Origin of the sequence: Notoacmeibacter sp. MSK16QG-6, assembly GCF_024158145.1 — a bacterium.
Lineage (GTDB): Bacteria > Pseudomonadota > Alphaproteobacteria > Rhizobiales > Rhizobiaceae > Notoacmeibacter.
Genome location: NZ_JAMYXM010000002.1, coordinates 558,164 through 574,750 on the forward strand (window position 1 = coordinate 558,164; position 16,587 = coordinate 574,750).

Annotated in this window: 17 protein-coding genes and 1 pseudogene; 8 read left to right on the forward strand and 10 right to left on the reverse strand. The window is 58.4% G+C overall.

The window, feature by feature from the left end; translation table 11 throughout:
* Nucleotides 1-31: 31 nt before the first annotated feature.
* The 3 genes from NIM86_RS10370 to NIM86_RS10380 form a co-directional block, all read right to left on the reverse strand.
* Nucleotides 32-646, reverse strand: coding sequence for a GNAT family N-acetyltransferase (locus NIM86_RS10370; protein ID WP_253381748.1), 615 nt, complete (start codon nt 644-646; stop codon nt 32-34).
* Entirely contained in the window at nt 639-1,052 is a 414-nt protein-coding gene (locus NIM86_RS10375) for a ketosteroid isomerase-related protein (protein ID WP_253381749.1), read from the reverse strand. The genes NIM86_RS10370 and NIM86_RS10375 overlap by 8 nt, the downstream gene beginning before the upstream one ends.
* 68 nt (nt 1,053-1,120) lie before the next feature.
* Nucleotides 1,121-1,579: a YcgN family cysteine cluster protein gene (locus tag NIM86_RS10380; RefSeq protein ID WP_253381751.1), complete on the reverse strand. Its 459-nt coding sequence runs from the start codon at nt 1,577-1,579 to the stop codon at nt 1,121-1,123.
* Between NIM86_RS10380 and NIM86_RS17195 the strand changes: the two genes are divergently transcribed.
* Entirely contained in the window at nt 1,578-1,700 is a 123-nt protein-coding gene (locus tag NIM86_RS17195; RefSeq protein WP_256478426.1) for a hypothetical protein, read from the forward strand. The two genes, NIM86_RS10380 and NIM86_RS17195, sit on opposite strands and share 2 nt — an antisense overlap.
* A gap of 68 nt (nt 1,701-1,768) precedes the next feature.
* Complete coding sequence (locus tag NIM86_RS10385; protein ID WP_253382027.1) at nt 1,769-3,706, forward strand: OmpA family protein; 1,938 nt, start codon at nt 1,769-1,771, stop codon at nt 3,704-3,706.
* A 405-nt stretch (nt 3,707-4,111) separates the two neighbouring features.
* Here NIM86_RS10385 and NIM86_RS10390 read toward each other — a convergent pair whose 3' ends face one another.
* The gene (locus NIM86_RS10390; protein WP_253381753.1) at nt 4,112-4,540 is read right to left on the reverse strand and encodes a secondary thiamine-phosphate synthase enzyme YjbQ; all 429 of its coding nucleotides are present in this window, start codon (nt 4,538-4,540) and stop codon (nt 4,112-4,114) included.
* Nucleotides 4,541-4,682: 142 nt separating this feature from the next.
* Here NIM86_RS10390 and NIM86_RS10395 point away from each other — a divergent pair, with 142 nt between their 5' ends.
* Nucleotides 4,683-5,015: a TraR/DksA C4-type zinc finger protein gene (locus NIM86_RS10395; protein ID WP_253381755.1), complete on the forward strand. Its 333-nt coding sequence runs from the start codon at nt 4,683-4,685 to the stop codon at nt 5,013-5,015.
* Nucleotides 5,016-5,030: 15 nt separating this feature from the next.
* Here the strand turns inward: NIM86_RS10395 and NIM86_RS10400 are convergent, their stop codons facing one another.
* Complete coding sequence (locus NIM86_RS10400) at nt 5,031-5,951, reverse strand: mechanosensitive ion channel domain-containing protein (protein ID WP_253381757.1); 921 nt, start codon at nt 5,949-5,951, stop codon at nt 5,031-5,033.
* Between the two features lie 88 nt (nt 5,952-6,039).
* On the opposite strand from NIM86_RS10400, the pseudogene NIM86_RS10405 reads away from it, so the two are divergent.
* Nucleotides 6,040-6,464: pseudogene (locus NIM86_RS10405) on the forward strand (GFA family protein).
* A 44-nt stretch (nt 6,465-6,508) separates the two neighbouring features.
* Here NIM86_RS10405 and rpoD read toward each other — a convergent pair.
* The gene (gene rpoD, locus NIM86_RS10410; protein WP_253381759.1) at nt 6,509-8,551 is read right to left on the reverse strand and encodes an RNA polymerase sigma factor RpoD; all 2,043 of its coding nucleotides are present in this window, start codon (nt 8,549-8,551) and stop codon (nt 6,509-6,511) included.
* Between the two features lie 320 nt (nt 8,552-8,871).
* Complete coding sequence (dnaG, locus tag NIM86_RS10415) at nt 8,872-10,806, reverse strand: DNA primase (protein ID WP_253381772.1); 1,935 nt, start codon at nt 10,804-10,806, stop codon at nt 8,872-8,874.
* 174 nt (nt 10,807-10,980) lie between these two features.
* Between dnaG and NIM86_RS10420 the strand changes: the two genes are divergently transcribed.
* The gene (locus NIM86_RS10420; protein WP_253381774.1) at nt 10,981-11,376 is read left to right on the forward strand and encodes a CidA/LrgA family protein; all 396 of its coding nucleotides are present in this window, start codon (nt 10,981-10,983) and stop codon (nt 11,374-11,376) included.
* Nucleotides 11,363-12,079, forward strand: coding sequence for an LrgB family protein (locus tag NIM86_RS10425; protein WP_253381776.1), 717 nt, complete (start codon nt 11,363-11,365; stop codon nt 12,077-12,079). Before NIM86_RS10420 ends, NIM86_RS10425 begins: the two co-directional genes overlap by 14 nt.
* A 15-nt stretch (nt 12,080-12,094) precedes the next feature.
* On the opposite strand, the gene NIM86_RS10430 is transcribed toward NIM86_RS10425, so the two are convergent.
* The gene (locus NIM86_RS10430; protein ID WP_253382029.1) at nt 12,095-12,544 is read right to left on the reverse strand and encodes a GatB/YqeY domain-containing protein; all 450 of its coding nucleotides are present in this window, start codon (nt 12,542-12,544) and stop codon (nt 12,095-12,097) included.
* A 351-nt stretch (nt 12,545-12,895) separates the two neighbouring features.
* Here NIM86_RS10430 and carA point away from each other — a divergent pair, with 351 nt between their 5' ends.
* Complete coding sequence (gene carA, locus NIM86_RS10435) at nt 12,896-14,080, forward strand: glutamine-hydrolyzing carbamoyl-phosphate synthase small subunit (protein ID WP_253381778.1); 1,185 nt, start codon at nt 12,896-12,898, stop codon at nt 14,078-14,080.
* Between the two features lie 23 nt (nt 14,081-14,103).
* Here carA and NIM86_RS10440 read toward each other — a convergent pair whose 3' ends face one another.
* Entirely contained in the window at nt 14,104-14,637 is a 534-nt protein-coding gene (locus tag NIM86_RS10440) for a DUF2937 family protein (RefSeq protein WP_253381780.1), read from the reverse strand.
* Between the two features lie 117 nt (nt 14,638-14,754).
* Between NIM86_RS10440 and NIM86_RS10445 the strand changes: the two genes are divergently transcribed.
* Nucleotides 14,755-15,240 (forward strand): YbaK/EbsC family protein, encoded by a 486-nt coding sequence (locus NIM86_RS10445; RefSeq protein WP_253381782.1) that lies wholly within the window; start codon nt 14,755-14,757, stop codon nt 15,238-15,240.
* 95 nt (nt 15,241-15,335) lie between these two features.
* On the opposite strand, the gene NIM86_RS10450 is transcribed toward NIM86_RS10445, so the two are convergent.
* Complete coding sequence (locus tag NIM86_RS10450; protein ID WP_253381784.1) at nt 15,336-16,268, reverse strand: neutral zinc metallopeptidase; 933 nt, start codon at nt 16,266-16,268, stop codon at nt 15,336-15,338.
* Nucleotides 16,269-16,587: the final 319 nt, after the last annotated feature.

The following is a 16,587-nucleotide window of genomic DNA, read 5'->3' on the forward strand; positions in this document are numbered from 1 at the left end:
CGTTCGGCTGAACCGGTTCGGAACCCCACGTTCATTTCGCATTCAGGTCGCGCATCCAGAGCGTCAGGGAGTGATCGGTCTCATTGCTCTGCCCTTTTTCACGCCAGGAAATATGCGCCTTCGGGCCATCGACGCGGCGATATCCACGCCCGCGCCAAAACGGTTCCAGCGACCGGGCGTTAACGGGTCGGCGGTGATCGCCAGCCTCACGATCGACGGCGCAAAACATTGCCGAAGAAAAATTCTGCCGGCGAGCTTCGTCTTCGCGCATATCGAAAAACCCGTGGCCGATCCCCGCTCCTCTGTATTTTGGCAGCAGGACGGATTCGCTGAGATAAAAGATGCTCTTCGGGTCGAGCCCAAGCTGGCGGATCGGCTCCGCCACATCGTCCATATGTTGGAGTAGCGGAGCCGCCGTCGCCGCGCCGATCAGTGTATCGCCATCGAAGGCTGCGGCTACAAAGGCGCCATCACCATCAATGAAATTGCCGAGATAACGCGCTTCGTAAGCCTCGTCACCATCGTACAGATAGGGCCAGTCCCCAAAAACCGAAATGCGCAGCCTTGCAAGGCCGGTTAGCAAGGAGCGGGCCTCCTCGCCTCGATAGGCTGCCAGTCGAACGGTGCCGCCGGTCGGCTCAGCCACCTTCGACCTGCCGTTGCCAGTCGGCCATATTATAATAAGTCGTCACACGGCTGATCGCGCCACTATCGAGTTCGAAGAAAATTCCAGCCCGAAGCGAATAGGACTGATCGCTTGCATCCGGCTGCCCCGGCGCCGTGGCGATGTACCGACCGCGGACCGTCACTTCCGCGGCGCCCCGGCGGCCACTTTCATCGGTCATCACGACCACATCGCCAAGCTGCTCATCGTAGTAACGGCTATTCTCCACCAGAAAACGGTGGAACGCCTCACGACCGATCTGCCGATCGCCCTGATTGATGTCGTGGGCCACATCCTCTCCGACGAGCGCCGTCATGCCATCCCAGTCGGAGGCATTGAAGCGGTTCAGATAATTATCGATCAATTGACGCGTTTGTTCGGCGCTCATCGCTTAACTCTCCCCTATGATCGTCGTGCCCGCCAGAAGGTGCGGCGGCTAGGCCGGGTTTCAAGAGCTTACGGCTCATCGTCCAGCACATACGGAAAGTAGTCTTCCGGCTCACCCAATTCCGTTTCGGAGATTTTCACCCGGCCGCGCATGCTCTCGCCCCTGTCGTGTATCCGCTCCCGGTCGCCACAGACCAGATGATGCCAAAACGGCAAGGGTTTTCCCTCGGCAACGAGGCGATAAGCGCAGCTCGACGGCAACCACGGCAGTGTCCGAACTTTTTGAGGCGTGAGATCGACGCAATCTGGCACACGTGACAGACGATTTTTATAGTCGGCGCAGCGGCAGGTCTCAGCGTCGAACAATCGGCAGCCCACGCTTGTCCAATAAATGTCGCCGCTATCCTCGTCTTCCAGCTTGGCAAGACAGCATTTCCCGCACCCGTCGCAGAGACTTTCCCACTCATCTTCGGACAGTTCTTCAAGGGATTTGGCAACCCAGAAGGGGGAGGAGTTTTCATCGGTCATGTTGTATCGCCTTGTCGTGGCGCATGGCGCTGGCGTCAAGACCGGCTTTGTCCTGAAAGAACACGGTAAAACCATGAAGAAGATGGAACAACGCCATAATCGGCGCGTTTGCTGTGGTTGAAGGGTTCGATGGGCGTCAGCCCGTAGCTTGTTGGGGAGAATTCCTTGAAGAATAATAGATTGAACTTGGTGGCGAGCACGGCGTTGAGCCTTGTCGTCGCCCACACCGCTTTTGCAAAACCATCGACCGCACCAACCGATAGCACCGCTGACCGGGCCGCAACGTTGATTCTGGCGCAAGCGGATGGATGCGCCGAAGGACAGGCCCCAATCGGAGAAGGCGGTGCCTGCGTCGATGTCGAGGTTGTGCCCGCACCCGAAGAAGAACAGGTCGTAGAGGAACCCGCTGCTCCGGTTGAAGAGCAGCCGGAAGAACCAGTGGACACGCCGGCGGAGGAACCGGCTGTCGAGGAACCAGCCGCCGAAGAGCCCCCGGCAGTTGAAGAACCCGCAGTAGTAGAAGAAGCGCCTGCCGTCGAAGAGCCGGCAGCAGAAACGCAGGCCGCCGAGGAAGAAATGCCGCCGGCTGACGAGATACCCGTCCCGGAAGAGGCCCCGGCACAGCAGGACAATACGGCTGAAGAGGAACCTGCCGAGGAACCGGCTGCCGCAGAGCCGGCCGCTGAGGTCGAGACACAGACAGAGACCGAAGTTCAGGCTGAGACACCGAATACGGAAGCCACAGCAGAAACCGAGGCTGAAGCGGCAACGACCGCTGAAGAACCGGCCACTGCCGAACAGTCTGAGCCGGAACAGCCGGCTGAAGGCGAAGCAATCGAACAGCAAGCTGCAGATGAAGAACCTGCTGCTCAGCAGGCGACAACGCCCGTTGCCGAGGAACAAGCTCCCGTCCCAATGGATGGCGAAGAGGCTTCGCTGACAGATAGCGGCAAGGAGGACGGTGTCACCGCCGAAGAGGAAGCTGAAGCGGCTTCAACGGGTGAAGCACCCGCCGCGGCGGCTGCAACCTCCGAAAAGCCGGCGCCAGTCATCGTTACAGAAGAATCGGTGCCGGAAAGCGATGCAGCCGCGCAAGCGGCAGTCGCTCCTCAGGAGATCGAGCCTGTCAAGGCTGAAGAAGGTCAGGAAATCACCGGCGCCGCTGCGGCGCGTGTCGTGTCGCGGCGTCCCCAGGAGCGCGAAGGCTCACGTGTTGTGGGACGGTTTGGAGATCGTGAGATCGTCCAGCTTGCGACCGGGGCGCTTGTCGTCGCTACGGTGGCGGCTCTTGCTGCAAACGCCAGCAATAACGACGATGGCGACCGGCGCGAATACGTACCGCGCTATCGTCGTAACGCCGAGCGTGTAACGGTGGAGGAGCTGCGCGGCGGACGTTATCGCGAGACTGTGGAGCGTCCGAACGGCGTTGTTCTTGTCACCGTCTATAATGAATATGGCGAGGTTCTTCGCAGAACACGCGTCACACCCGATGGCAATGAACGGACGCTTGTTTACGTGCCGCGTGATCGCTGGGACGATTTGCGCGACCCGTATTACGATCCGGGCGACGATCTACCGCCGCTGGTTGTCCGCATTCCCCGCGATGAGTACATATTCGACGTTGTCGAACCGGTATCTGAGGATCGTTATTACGACTTCCTGGCCCAGCCGCCGGTTGAGACGGTCGAGCGTCTTTACTCGGTCGACGAAGTTCGCCGCAGCGCCCGTATCCGGGATAAGGTTCGCCGCATCGATCTTGGGACGGTCAACTTCGAGTTCGGCAAGGCATCGATCAACGATTCCGAAATCGATGAATTGCAGTCGCTCGCCGAAGCAATGGAGCGCCTGCTCGAACGCAATCCAGCGGAAACATTCCTGATCGAAGGCCATACCGATGCCGTCGGGTCCGATGCCGCCAATCTGGCTCTCTCGGACGCGCGTGCAGAAAGCGTGGCATCGGCGCTATCGAATGTCTTTGGCATTCCGCCGGAAAATCTGGAAACACAGGGCTATGGCGAACGGTACCTGAAAATTCGTACCGAAGAACCGGCCCGGGAAAACCGCCGTGTTTCCGTTCGCCGGATCACCGCGCTTGTCTCACCCGAGAACGTCGCAAGCGCGCAATAGCAAGGAATGATCCGGAAAATACCGGGTCTACAAAAGATAAAGCGGCCAGCCGGAACCAACATCTCCGGCTGGCCGTTCCTTCTCCAACGAGCAGATTGGTGAAGGGGAAACATATGCTGGACCATCAGGACATCGACCCGGCAATCGAGCCCCCCGCTGATATGACCGAAAATAAAATTTCCCCGAATGTTTCGGATCGAGGATCGCTCTGGTTTCTGGCAGGCGTTCTCTCGGTCGTCCTCGTTTTCGGAGCTCTATGGTTTATCGGCGTCGTCAACCCGGCCCTCGAAGGCCAGAGGATGGCGGCTTCGTCATACGACGTCGCGCCCGCGCCTACTGCCATAGATAGACAGATTGAATCGGCGACCCCGTCCGATTGACGCCCCACTGTTTTCAGATCTCAGTTTAGCGATCTGGCTGGAAATGGCAGACGATCTTGCGTCGATGGGGCCGGTCACGATGCTCAAAAAGATAAATCCCCTGCCACGTCCCTAAGAGCATCTTTCCGTTTTCCACGGGGATCGATAGCGACACTGCAGTGAGCGCTGATTTGATATGCGCTGGCATATCATCAGGCCCTTCAGCACGGTGCTTGATCCACCCCATTCGAGGATCGTCCGAAGGTGGCGCGAGCCGGCTGAAGAACGCCTTCAAATCGCGCACTACGTCAGGGTCGGCATTCTCCTGAATAATCAACGAGCAGGAAGTATGCCGCACGAAGACGGTAAGCAGCCCATCGGTCGGGTCCATCGCCTGCAGAGCTTCTGCGATGACATCCGTAATTTCGTACAGTCCCTGACCATTGGTTTCCGCATTAAATTGTCTGATCGACATAATCTCACGGCCTCTTTCCTCTGACACAATTTGCCGTCTGTTGATCGAGATCAACACGGCGACTTCGTAGTGTCCCTAGCGTCCTTTTCAGACTTTCCGGAAGGGTGAGACTCCCTTCGCCTAGCGTTAAATAGGGATATCGATGCCAAACCAAGCCGCAGCTGCAGCAGCCGAAACGATCCTGCGCAATCGCAAGCGCGAACTAGAGGCTCGTCTTTCTGACATTGATGCGGCATTTAGCCAGCCGGCGCCTGCCGATAGTGAGGAAGCGGCAATAGAAGCGGAAGACGATGAAGTTCAGATCGAACTGGGCGTCACCGGCGAGACTGAGCTGAAAGCGATCGACGCCGCGCTGCACAGGATCGAGATCGGCATCTACGGCACCTGCCTCCACTGCGAAAACCCGATCGATAAGAAGCGCCTGGAGCTTATCCCCTGGACGCCATTCTGCCGTAGTTGCGCCCAGACACTTTAGTGGCAACGGCCATAGTCACTCATCCTGGCCCTCGGCGTTTTCGGCATTGGCGCCGCGTATGAGAGGCAGCGGCTCCTTGAAGGTGAGCGTACGGTAGGGGAATGGGATCTCGATGCCCGCAGTATCGAGCGCCCGCTTGACCGAAGCAATCACTTCATCACGGCTTTTGCGTTCATCCACCGGCTTGGACCCGGTCCACCATGTGACCTCGAAATTGATCGAGGAGTCCGCAAATTCCTGCGCGAAAATCTGGATTGGCCGGGCGGCATTGCGCACCACAGTTTCGCAACCTTCGACGGCCTTGCGTATTACCGAACGCGCTTCATCCACATCCTCGCCATAGGCAACGCCGGCAATAATCGTGATGCGCCGAAGCTCCAGATCGGTGACGATGCGAAGCGGATTGGTGAACAGCATCGCATTGGGTACGATGATGAGCTGGCCGTCAGTCCGACGGATATGCGTTTCTCGCACGGAAATCCGTTCCACGCGCCCTTCGATGCCTTCGCATTCGATGAAATCGCCCGTGCGCATTTCTTTTCTGAAAAGAATGATGATCCCGGCGAGGAAGTTCTCGAAAATGTCTTTGAATGCAAAGCCAATGGCGACCGTGCCGATGCCAAGACCCGCGAGCATCGAAGCGGGCGTAAGCGATGGAAACATCACGACAGCGGCGATCATGAAGCCTAGCACCCAGATCGCAATGCCTAGCAGCATGACGAAAAGTTCTTGCAGACTTGGGCGTAGACCTGTGCGTTTCAGACCCCGTTTCAAGAGCCAGCGCGCGCCATGCGCAAGAAGCGCCGTTACGACGATGACGAGAAGGGCCACCAGAATCTGAGGCAGCATGGTCACGGCCGCGCGAGCCATACCCGTCAATTGTTCCTGTAGAATATTTACCGGTTCGATATCGATGGCCTGGATTGCGGTTTCCACGGTCGCTCAATTCCTACACACTCGCCGCAATTCATATGGCGGGCAGAAAGCGCTCTTCAAGAAACAATAAAGCAGAAGGTGGTGGTCGATGAGCAAGCCAAATCCGGACGACCGGCTAGCGGGTGGCTGCCATTGCGGCCGTGTGCGTTTCCAGGTTCGACTGAAGGGTGGCTGGAGGAGGCAAGGCGCTGCAATTGCTCTTATTGCGCCATGAGGGGCGCCGTGGCGCTGACCGCCAGACTAAACGATTTCACCATAGTGGAAGGTCTGGATGAGTTGACGCTGTACGCTTTCAACACGAAGTCGGCACAACATTATTTCTGCAGCCATTGCGGCATCTACACTCATCACCAGCGCCGGTCGAACCCGGATGAGTTCGGCATCAATGCTGCGTGCCTCGACGGGGTCAGCCCATTCGATTTCGAGGCCGTCCCTGTCCATGATGGCCAGCACCACACGAAGGATGGCGGGTCCGACGAGATTATCGGCATTCTACGACTGCATAAAAACTAGGGCCGGCGTTTCCGCCGGCCCCTTCGTTCGATCCAGATCGGTGCTCACTGATCCAAGAAGCTGCGCAGCTTGCGGCTGCGGCTCGGATGTTTGAGCTTCCGCAGCGCTTTCGCTTCGATCTGGCGAATACGTTCGCGCGTTACCGAAAACTGCTGGCCGACCTCTTCCAGTGTATGGTCGGTATTCATGCCGATACCGAAGCGCATACGCAGAACACGCTCCTCGCGCGGCGTCAGTGACGCCAGCACGCGGGTAGTCGTCTCGCGAAGATTGGCCTGAATGGCCGCCTCGATCGGCAGCACGGCGTTCTTGTCCTCGATGAAGTCGCCAAGATGTGAGTCGTCCTCATCGCCGACAGGCGTTTCGAGGCTGATCGGCTCCTTGGCGATTTTCAGCACCTTGCGCACCTTATCGAGTGGCATGGCAAGCTTTTCGGCAAGTTCTTCAGGCGTCGGCTCCCGACCGATCTCATGCAGCATCTGCCGACTGGTACGGACGATCTTGTTGATCGTCTCGATCATGTGAACCGGGATGCGGATTGTGCGGGCCTGGTCGGCAATGGAGCGGGTGATCGCCTGACGAATCCACCAGGTTGCGTAGGTGGAGAATTTATAGCCGCGGCGATATTCGAATTTGTCGACCGCCTTCATCAGGCCGATATTGCCTTCCTGAATGAGATCGAGGAACTGAAGGCCACGATTGGTGTATTTCTTGGCGATGGAGATGACGAGGCGCAGATTGGCTTCGACCATTTCCTTCTTGGCGATCGCGGCTTCGCGCTCACCCTTCTGGACCTGATTGACGATCCGACGAAATTCGGAAATCGAAATACCGGTTTCCTGCGCGAGAACCTGGATTTCCGTTCGCAGGCGCTCCGCCTTGCGCTTATCGGCTGCGAATTTGTCCCAGCCTTTACCACCGGCCGTCGTCATGGCTTCGAGCCAGTTGGGGTCCAGTTCGTGGCCGTAATAGTTCTTCAGAAAATCCTCGCGGGAAACGCCGTGGCTTTCGCCAAGGCGCAGAAGCTGCCCCTCCTGCCGCACCAGACGTTTGTTGATGTCATAGAGTTGCTCGACCAACGCCTCGATACGAGCATTGTTGAGCGCAAGGCTCTTGACCGACTTGATCACCCGGTCCTTGAGCGCTTTGACCTCTTTCTTTTCGTTGTCGGTCAGCGCGCCGGATGCCGCCAGACGGTTTTCGACCTGCTGGTCTTGCAATTTACGCAGTTCGGCGTAGCGGGTCGCAATATCGTTCAGCGTGTCCATCACCTGCGGACGGAGTTCTGCCTCCATGGCGGCAAGGGAGAGATTCTGTTCGTCCTCTTCCTCTTCTTCCTCCTCGGCAACGCCTTCTCCGCCAACATCGGTAATGTCGTCGCTGCGCCGCCTGGGCTGGCGCGCCGCCTTTTCCTTGGCTTCACGCTCTTTTTTCTGCTGCTCAATCTCTTCCGGCGTCGGAACGTTGACTTTCTTCGCCTCAGGGCCGGCATAGGTCGCTTCGAGATCGATGATCTCGCGAAGGAGAATATCGCCCTCGTTCAATTCATCGCGCCAGATGATCAGTGCCTGGAAAGTCAGGGGGCTCTCGCAGAGACCGGCGATCATTGTCTCGCGCCCAGCCTCGATACGCTTCGCAATGGCGATCTCGCCTTCGCGCGACAGCAGTTCGACGGAGCCCATCTCGCGCAGATACATGCGGACAGGGTCGTCGGTACGATCAGACGATGAGCGCGTATTGCCTGTGCTTACGGCTCCGCCAGCGGGCTTTGCGACCGCCCTGCCATTCGGTTTGGGCTCGTCGTTTTGCTCGCTATCGTCCTCGGCAGGCGTTTCCTGCTCGTCTTCTTCGCCTTCCTCCACGACCGTGATGCCCATATCGGACAGCATACTCATCGTGTCTTCGATCTGCTCCGAAGTGACTTCTTCACTCGGCAGGACCGAATTCAACTGATCCATGGTCACATAGCCGCGCTGCTTGGCGGCCTTGATCATTTTCTTGACGGCGGCATCGGAAAGATCGAGCAGAGGGCCGTCAGGGCCACTATCCCGCTCGGCTTCGACGTCTTCCTTCGCCTTCGTTGCCATACATGCTTCTCCGGACCTCTGACCATTCCGTAACGAACAGCTAACGAAACAGTTCAATTCTCTGTCTTATCGGCACGTCGCCCGAACACGTCACGCGGAACCTAGAGCCGGCCCGGGCTCTAGCAACCCACGATTAACGCGTACTTAACCTTGCTTATCCGCCAAAAGAGACCGCTACGGGAACGTTGTGAAAACGCCCGGGCAGTCGCGGCAGGACATCGATAGGCTCGCGCCATATCATTCGAAGTCACACAACGCGAATCAAAATTGTTACGTTGGTCATTCGATGAACAAGACAAGCCCGTTCGCACACGATAAACCTAGCTTTCCACGCGCGTTTTTCCGCGGCCTGACTGCAATCCGAAACCATCCAGCAGAGCTTCGGTCGCCCGGGCGTCCCGAAAACGGCGCTGAATTTCCAGAAAATGCCTGTAATTGGCGTCTGTGGGGTCTCGGCCGAGTTCGGCCTCTGCGTCGCGCAACTCCCTATTTAGGGATCGCGAAACCTGGTGCAAGTGGAGTGCCTGCCGAAACGCTTCGCGCGCATCGTCGAGCGCAGCTTCCGCTTCTGCCGGCCAGAACCGGGCGCGGCGCACCAATTGCTCCGTCTGCGCCAGGATTTCGCCTAGACCGCGTTCGACGAGAAACTGACGGGCAGCTTCATCATCGTCGGAGAAACGGCCGATGGCGAGGCCTTCCATGAGGGCGGAAAGAAGATCCGTCAATTCGCCATGGCCGAGATCCAGGCGCTCCAAAGCCTCGAAATGCTCGCCGACTAGAGCCGGGTGTGTCACAAGTATCATAACGAGCGCAGCTTCCCGCACACCCATCGATGCGCCTTGGCGGGCAAGAAGCCGCGAGCGGGCAAGGCTATCGGAAACGGTCAGGCGGCCGGTCCCCTTTACAGCATCGTCACGGCGCGAGCCGAATCGGCGATCGCCGCCCTGCCCCGCATTTGACTGACGGTTCGCGCCTCCGAACAGGCTATTGAGCCGCCGGCGCATATCCTGACCATAAAACCGCCGGACCGTTTCATCGCCGATACGTCCGACCTGTGCAAACAGCCCGCGTTCCAATTCGGCGCGGCGTTCTGGCGTATTGAACGCGCCTCCAGCTGTCTCACGCATGAAGAGAATATCTGCCAATGGAAGAGCGCGCGTAAGTTCCGACTTCAGAGCATCGGCCCCATCGCTACGGATCAGATCGTCGGGGTCTTTGCCGTCGGGTAAAAGTGCAAACCGCAGCGAGCGGCCCGCAGCGATCTTCGGTAAAGCGAGATCGGCCGCGCGATAAGCCGCTTTCCGTCCTGCCTCGTCCCCATCGAAGCAGAGTATCGGCTCCGCAGTTATCCGCCACATCATATCGAGTTGCTCTTCGGTAAGAGCTGTGCCGAGCGGCGCTACGGCATGTTCAATGCCAGCCTGCGAGAGAGCGATCACATCGACATACCCTTCCACAGCGACCAGCGTCTCAGCACTTTGGGCAGCTCTGCGAGCCGGGCCGTGATTGAAGAGAACACGACTTTTGTGAAACAGCTCCGTTTCAGGCGAGTTCAGATATTTCGCCGGCGCTTCGGGATTCATTGCGCGTCCGCCAAAAGCGATGACGCGCCCCCTGGTGTCCTCGATCGGGAACATGATCCGGTCACGAAACCGGTCATAGGAGACAGCGATACCCTCTCCGGAAACAAGAACGCCGCAAGCCTCCATGGCTTTCTGGTCGATCCCTTTATCCGCCAGATAGGACTTCAGCGCATTTCGACTGTCGGGCGCATAACCCATACCGAATCGGGCCTGCACCGCGGAACCGAGGCCACGCTCGCGCAGATAGGCCCGCGCGTGAGCCCCTTGCGCGCCCTGTAGCTGCTGCTGGAAAAACGCTGCCGCCAACGCCATGACATCGGAAAGCGTCGCGCGTTTTTCTTCGCGGGCAGCCGCCTGCGGATCGGGTGCCGGCATGGGCACGCCAGCCATCTCGGCGATCCGCTCCACCGCTTCTGGAAAGGGCAGCCCGTCCAGCTCGGTCAGAAAACGGAAATGATCGCCCGACACACCGCAACCAAAACAGTGATACCGACCCTTACGGTCTTCACAATGAAAACTAGGCGTTTTCTCCCCGTGAAAGGGACAGCACGCCCAATGATCGCCCTTGGCAGGATTGCTCTTCTTCCTGTCAAAACTCACACGCTGGCCGACAACCGAAGAGATCGGTACACGATCGCGAATCTCATCCAGAAAACTTTGCGAAAAGCGCATGGAAATCCCGTTTTCTGAGAGCGACGGACGAGCTTTGGCACAAAGGCGTACAATCTTGCCAAGGCCAAGGCAAAGCCAGAGTTAGACCATACCCATGATCCACAAATATTCGTGCAACCAAGTGCAGGAGGCATCGAATTATGGCAAGCGTCCCGCCAGAACCGGAGATAGCCAATGCTGCATGCGCTGACGATCATACTTCTATGCCAACTCGCTGGCGAGATTTTGGTGGCGTTTACAGGCCTGCCCTTTCCCGGCCCCGTCATCGGGATGATTCTGCTTCTCGGCATATTTCTGGTGCGTGGGTCGATGAATGCGCAAATCGAACGGGTCGGCGGCGCTCTTCTGTCTCATCTATCGCTTCTGTTCGTCCCGGCAGGCGTTGGTGTCGTCACCCATCTGGCGGCCCTGCAAGCCGATGCACTGCCTCTCGGAATGGCACTGGTCGTACCGACATTGCTCACGATTGCTGTAACGGGCTTCACAATGCTCTGGCTTGAACGATGGCGAGCGGGACAGGCGGAACCTACCGCGACCGATATGACTGGCGGCTCAGATGAAGCCGATTGAGGATATCTGGGTCTATCTGGCCACCACCCCGCTCCTGCATCTGACATTGACGCTTGTCGCCTACAGCATTGGCGAAACGCTTTATGAGCGATTGGGACGATTGCCGATCTTAAATCCGGTCCTGCTAGCGGTCATAGCATTGGCGGGACTGCTGATCGCGACCGATACGAGCTATGCAGCCTATTTCGAAGGAGCGCAGTTCGTTCATTTTCTGCTGGGGCCAGCCACTGTCGCGCTCGCCATTCCCCTCTATCGGCAGATAGAGCGTGTCAGAAAGTCGGCTCTACCGCTTGTCGCCGCTATTTGCGCCGGTTCGACCACGGCAATTGCAAGCGCCCTGGTATTGACGTGGGTAGCGGGCGCAGACCTCCCAATCATCGCGACCGTCACGCCCAAGTCCGCGACGACACCTGTTGCAATGGCGATTGCCGAAGGAATCGGCGGACTTCCGTCCCTCACGGCTGTCATGGTGATTCTCACCGGCATTGTGGGAGCGACACTCGGCCCACCCCTCCTCTCACTTATGCGAGTGACGGACGAAGCTGCGCGGGGTGTTGCACTGGGTACGGCATCACACGGCATTGGAACGGCACGGGCGATGGCGGGTAGCGATATTCAGGGAGCGTTTTCAGGCCTGGCCATGGGGCTCAACGCGCTGGCGACGACGTTGCTCGTTCCATTGATCTGGCTGCTACTAAGCTGATCGAAAAGCTCTCGGCTAACGCAGCATGCCTTTCACGATCCCAGATGCTTGGCCGAAATCCATCTGCCCGGGAAATTTTTCTTTCAGAGCGTTCATACATCGGCCCACATCGCGCAAACCGCCTGCATCGACCTCCTCGATGACCTGGGCACAGGCGCGTCGCGTATCGCTTTCATCGAGTTGCCGGGGAAGAAGATCGCGAACGATCTGGATTTCTTCGCGCTCTTCCTCCGCTTCCGAGAGACGGCCTCGCGCTTCGTATTCGGCTGCGGAAGCCTCGCGCTGATGAATCATCTTCATCAGCATATCTCCGATCTCCGCTTCGGAGATAGGATCTTTGCCGTCTGCGCGATTTGCGACATCACGATCGTTGATCGCCGTCTGAATAAGCCGCAACATACAAGCGCGGCTTCGTTTGTCCGACTGCACAGCTTCATTTAGTGCTGCGCTGATCTGGTCCCGCATGGATATGATATGCCCCGTTGATCCTCGGCGCGTTTTAGACTGCGGCTGCTCGACGGGCAATTCCTGTCCGTTCTTCGCAGCCATTGTCCCGCCGGTCCGTACCAATGGTGTCATTTTTTCTACTCCACACGCAAGCGTGTCGATTGTTTGAATCGTTCTCAAAACGCCTCAGACCTGCACCGGGTTTCAATTTTCTAGCCGACAAAGCATCGAATGGCAGTATCGGCGGAATACTCGCACCGTAGAGCCGGCCTGATCTTGTTTCAGTGCTCTATATATGGTTACGCACTGCCGCGAATGCACGTCCGACCGTCGCAGCCGCATCGCTGCCACGCATCAATGGAGAATGTCATGTCCGCCGCATGGAAAGCATCGAAGCCGACCGCGATTCTTGTTCTGGCGGATGGCACCGTGATTGAAGGTCAGGGTTGCGGAGCAACCGGCGCTATCGAAGGAGAAGTTTGCTTCAATACCGCGCTGACCGGTTACGAAGAGATTCTGACCGACCCATCCTATGCGGGACAGATCGTGACATTCACCTTCCCGCATATTGGCAATGTCGGCGCAAATAATGAGGACATAGAAGATCTCGACCCGCAGAAACCGCAGCGTGCCGTAGGTGCAATTCTGCGCACGGGCATTACCGATCCGTCCAACTATCGCTCGAGCGAACATTTTGACGTCTGGTTGAAAGATCGTGGCATTATCGGACTTTCCGGCATCGACACCCGCGCGCTGACAGCGATGATCCGTGAAAAAGGCATGCCGAACGCCGTGATCGCGCATGATCCGGACGGTCGGTTCGATCTTGACGCCCTGAAGAAGCAAGCGGCCGACTGGTCCGGAATTGTCGGTGCCGACATGGCAAAGGACGCCACCACAACGGAAAGCCGCGAATGGTCCGAGGGCCCGTGGGTTTGGAGTGACGGCTTCGGCGGGGCTGACGAGGGCGACATGCACATCGTGGCGGTCGATTTCGGCATCAAACGTAATATTCTGCGGCTTCTGGCTGGTCTCGGCGCCAAGGTTACGGTCGTGCCGGCAAGTATGAGCGCAGACGATATCATGGCGCTACGGCCCGATGGCGTCTTCCTCTCCAATGGCCCGGGCGACCCCGCCGCGACTGGCAACTACTCCGTTCCGATGATCCGCGCCCTGATCGATAGCGGCCTTCCGATCTTTGGGATCTGCCTCGGGCATCAGATGCTGGCGCTCGCTCTGGGAGCGAAGACCGTGAAGATGCATCAGGGCCATCATGGTGCGAACCACCCGGTCAAGGACCACACGACGGGCAAAGTCGAGATCGTTTCAATGAATCATGGCTTCGCGGTCGACAGCGATTCGCTGCCTGACGCGGTCGAAGCGACACATGTCTCGCTGTTCGATGGCACCAATTGCGGCCTTGCGCTCAAGGATCGGCCGATCTTCTCGGTCCAGCATCACCCGGAGGCGTCTCCGGGACCGCAGGACAGCTATTACCTGTTTCAGCGCTTTGCCGATCGGATCAGGGAACACAAGGCTCGCATCCCGGCCTGAACAGCGACTAGATCTGGATCTCTTCAGCGGCGGCGGTGAGCCGTCGCTGCTCTCCGGCTACCGAACACGGGCTTGCCCCTTAAAGGCCGGCTGAGCCGGTGCAGGAGCGACACCAGAAACGCCACGATCAACCCACCTGCAGCGGCATAGACGAACCCATCTGCCGTGACCGGCACGGCTGGTCGAAAGTCTCGAGCCGCTCCCTCCGACAAGCGAGGATCGGGATTGCGGGCGACGATCAGGGGCCAGGCAATGGGCGGCTGCTCGGCAAACGCGGTCGACTGGGTTTGAAGCCGCTCCAGACGGGCCAGGCTGTCCCGCATGGAGTTGCCGCGATCGTTGAGAAAACGCTCATCCGCACGGTCATATGACGAGAGCGCCTCGTCTCTGGACAAACCATTGTCCTGCGCATCGCGGTCGAAATCGGCGATCACCGCGCGCAATTCTTCGAGCGCGCCTCCAAGACGCTGCCGATATTGCTGTGCGTATTCCGGCGCCTGCGAGGCTGTCACACCGGCAGCGACCGCGGCCGCCAACCAGAAACTGCGGTAGAGCATCGGCCCCTCCCTTTGGCGAACCGCGCCGACTTTAGCGCTTTCGCACGCCGAAAAAAGTCTTTCTTTTCAAAGTACGAGTTGCGACGAATTGGCGCGCAAACAACAGGATGAGAAACGATGGACGAAACCCAGACGCTACCGAAGCCTGCACGCATCGTTTTGGACGACGCGGATAAGCGCGGCATCGCCATTGAAATCGTTAGAACTGAGAAATCGGCCCGTTCGGCGGAGGAAGCCGCAGAGGCCGTCGGCGCCGATGTCGGCCAGATCGTCAAGACACTCGTGTTTCAGGGAAAGCAGAGCGGCGAGCCGCTAATGGTGCTGACGGCCGGTGACAGGCGGGTCGATGAAAAAGCGGTCGCCAGGCTCATCGGCGAAAAGATCCGGCGGCCCGATGCGGAGTTCGTTCGCCAAGCCACCGGCTTTGCCATCGGCGGCGTTTCACCATTCGGCAGCAGCAGCTCGATCCGCTGCCTGATGGACGAAACGCTCTTCCGTTTCGAAACAGTATGGGCCGCGGCGGGCACCCCTTATCACGTCTTCGCGATTGCACCGAAGGCTCTTCAGAAAGCCACCGGCGCAGAGATCGCTGCTATCGGGTAAAGCCGACAGGGTTAGCGGCTAGAGCCGTAACGTCACAGGCCCCTCGCCGGACGAAACGATGCGCCCTCCGTTCATCGCTTTGTGCAAGACGGTGCTCAGATCGGATTGTTCATCGTATCGCAGCTATTCATGCGACCGCTTTCGAAGCCTTTTGCAAACCAGGTTCGGCGCTGTTCGCTGGTGCCGTGATTAAAGCTCTCTGGCACGACGTAACCCTGGGTTCGCTTCTGGAGGGTGTCGTCACCGATCTGTTCCGCCGCATTCAGCGCTTCCTGAACATCGCCCTGTTCCAGAAGACCTTTCTGCTCCGTGTAGTAAGCCCAAACACCTGCGAAACAATCCGCCATGAGTTCGACACGCACACTCATTGCATTGGCTTCCCGCTCATTCATTCTCTGACGCGCTTCGTTGAATTTCGGCAGCACGCCAATGAGATTCTGCACATGATGACCGACTTCATGAGCAATCACGTAAGCAGCAGCAAAGTCTCCGGCTGCATTGAACCGCTGTGACAGGGTCTGGAAGAAGGTCGTGTCGAGGTAAACCTTCTGATCCGCCGGGCAGTAGAAAGGCCCGGTGGCCGAACTGGCGAACCCGCAGGCGGCACGTGTCGCACCGGAGAACAGTACAAGCGTCGGCTCGCGATAGTTGTTTCCCTGCTGTTCGAAAATGCCGTTCCAGACGTCTTCGGTTTCGGCAAGCACAACCGAGACGAACTGCCGCATCTCGTCGCTGGCGCCGTCATCCGCGGACTCAGTTTGGCTCTGTGTCTGGTTTTGCGGCACACCGACCGAACCGCCAGAGCCGCCGGACAGAATGTCGCCAATCGGAACGCCGCACATCTGTAGGACAAAAAAGATTACGACAAGCATGACGATCGTGCCGATCGACAGTCCCCCGCGGCCGCCAATCGGTATGCCGCCGGGAATGCGCATGCGGCCGCCTCGCCCGATGCCGCCGCCAAATCCGCCGCCGCTTCCGCGGCGGTCCTCAATATTGCTACTGCCTCGGCGGCCTCTCCAGCGCATAATCCGTTCTCCGGTATGATCCGTTTGATCTTCCCGAAAGGTTATAGGCGGATCGTGAATGGCTTCTAGAGATCAATCGCCGCCGCCGTCCGGCAAGTATCTCCATTACCGCTACGACTTCGGCTGATCGGCAGCCTCCTCACAGCCAATGATCGGAGGCACTTTGTCATCTGTCCCTGCACATGACTGACGCATGTGAATTCCGTACGGGAACCCTATTTCGGGGGTGTTCGAAGCGATCCATTGTGCCTATAAGCCCCACCTAGCCTTCAATATGACCTCGCTGCCGGACGGGACATCCCGCCCGCGCTTTCGTGCG

Excerpts from the sequence above, each read along its gene's own strand:
- NIM86_RS10375 (WP_253381749.1), bottom strand. The coding sequence starts at position 1,052 with ATGAGCGCCGAACAAACGCGTCAATTGATCGATAATTATCTGAACCGC.
- NIM86_RS17195 (WP_256478426.1), top strand. The coding sequence starts at position 1,578 with ATGTTGTATCGCCTTGTCGTGGCGCATGGCGCTGGCGTCAAGACCGGC.
- NIM86_RS10380 (WP_253381751.1), bottom strand. The coding sequence starts at position 1,579 with ATGACCGATGAAAACTCCTCCCCCTTCTGGGTTGCCAAATCCCTTGAA.
- NIM86_RS10390 (WP_253381753.1), bottom strand. The coding sequence starts at position 4,540 with ATGTCGATCAGACAATTTAATGCGGAAACCAATGGTCAGGGACTGTAC.
- NIM86_RS10395 (WP_253381755.1), top strand. The coding sequence starts at position 4,683 with ATGCCAAACCAAGCCGCAGCTGCAGCAGCCGAAACGATCCTGCGCAAT.
- rpoD (WP_253381759.1), bottom strand. The coding sequence starts at position 8,551 with ATGGCAACGAAGGCGAAGGAAGACGTCGAAGCCGAGCGGGATAGTGGC.
- dnaG (WP_253381772.1), bottom strand. The coding sequence starts at position 10,806 with ATGCGCTTTTCGCAAAGTTTTCTGGATGAGATTCGCGATCGTGTACCG.
- NIM86_RS10420 (WP_253381774.1), top strand. The coding sequence starts at position 10,981 with ATGCTGCATGCGCTGACGATCATACTTCTATGCCAACTCGCTGGCGAG.
- NIM86_RS10425 (WP_253381776.1), top strand. The coding sequence starts at position 11,363 with ATGAAGCCGATTGAGGATATCTGGGTCTATCTGGCCACCACCCCGCTC.
- NIM86_RS10430 (WP_253382029.1), bottom strand. The coding sequence starts at position 12,544 with ATGCGGGACCAGATCAGCGCAGCACTAAATGAAGCTGTGCAGTCGGAC.
- carA (WP_253381778.1), top strand. The coding sequence starts at position 12,896 with ATGTCCGCCGCATGGAAAGCATCGAAGCCGACCGCGATTCTTGTTCTG.
- NIM86_RS10440 (WP_253381780.1), bottom strand. The coding sequence starts at position 14,637 with ATGCTCTACCGCAGTTTCTGGTTGGCGGCCGCGGTCGCTGCCGGTGTG.
- NIM86_RS10445 (WP_253381782.1), top strand. The coding sequence starts at position 14,755 with ATGGACGAAACCCAGACGCTACCGAAGCCTGCACGCATCGTTTTGGAC.
- NIM86_RS10450 (WP_253381784.1), bottom strand. The coding sequence starts at position 16,268 with ATGCGCTGGAGAGGCCGCCGAGGCAGTAGCAATATTGAGGACCGCCGC.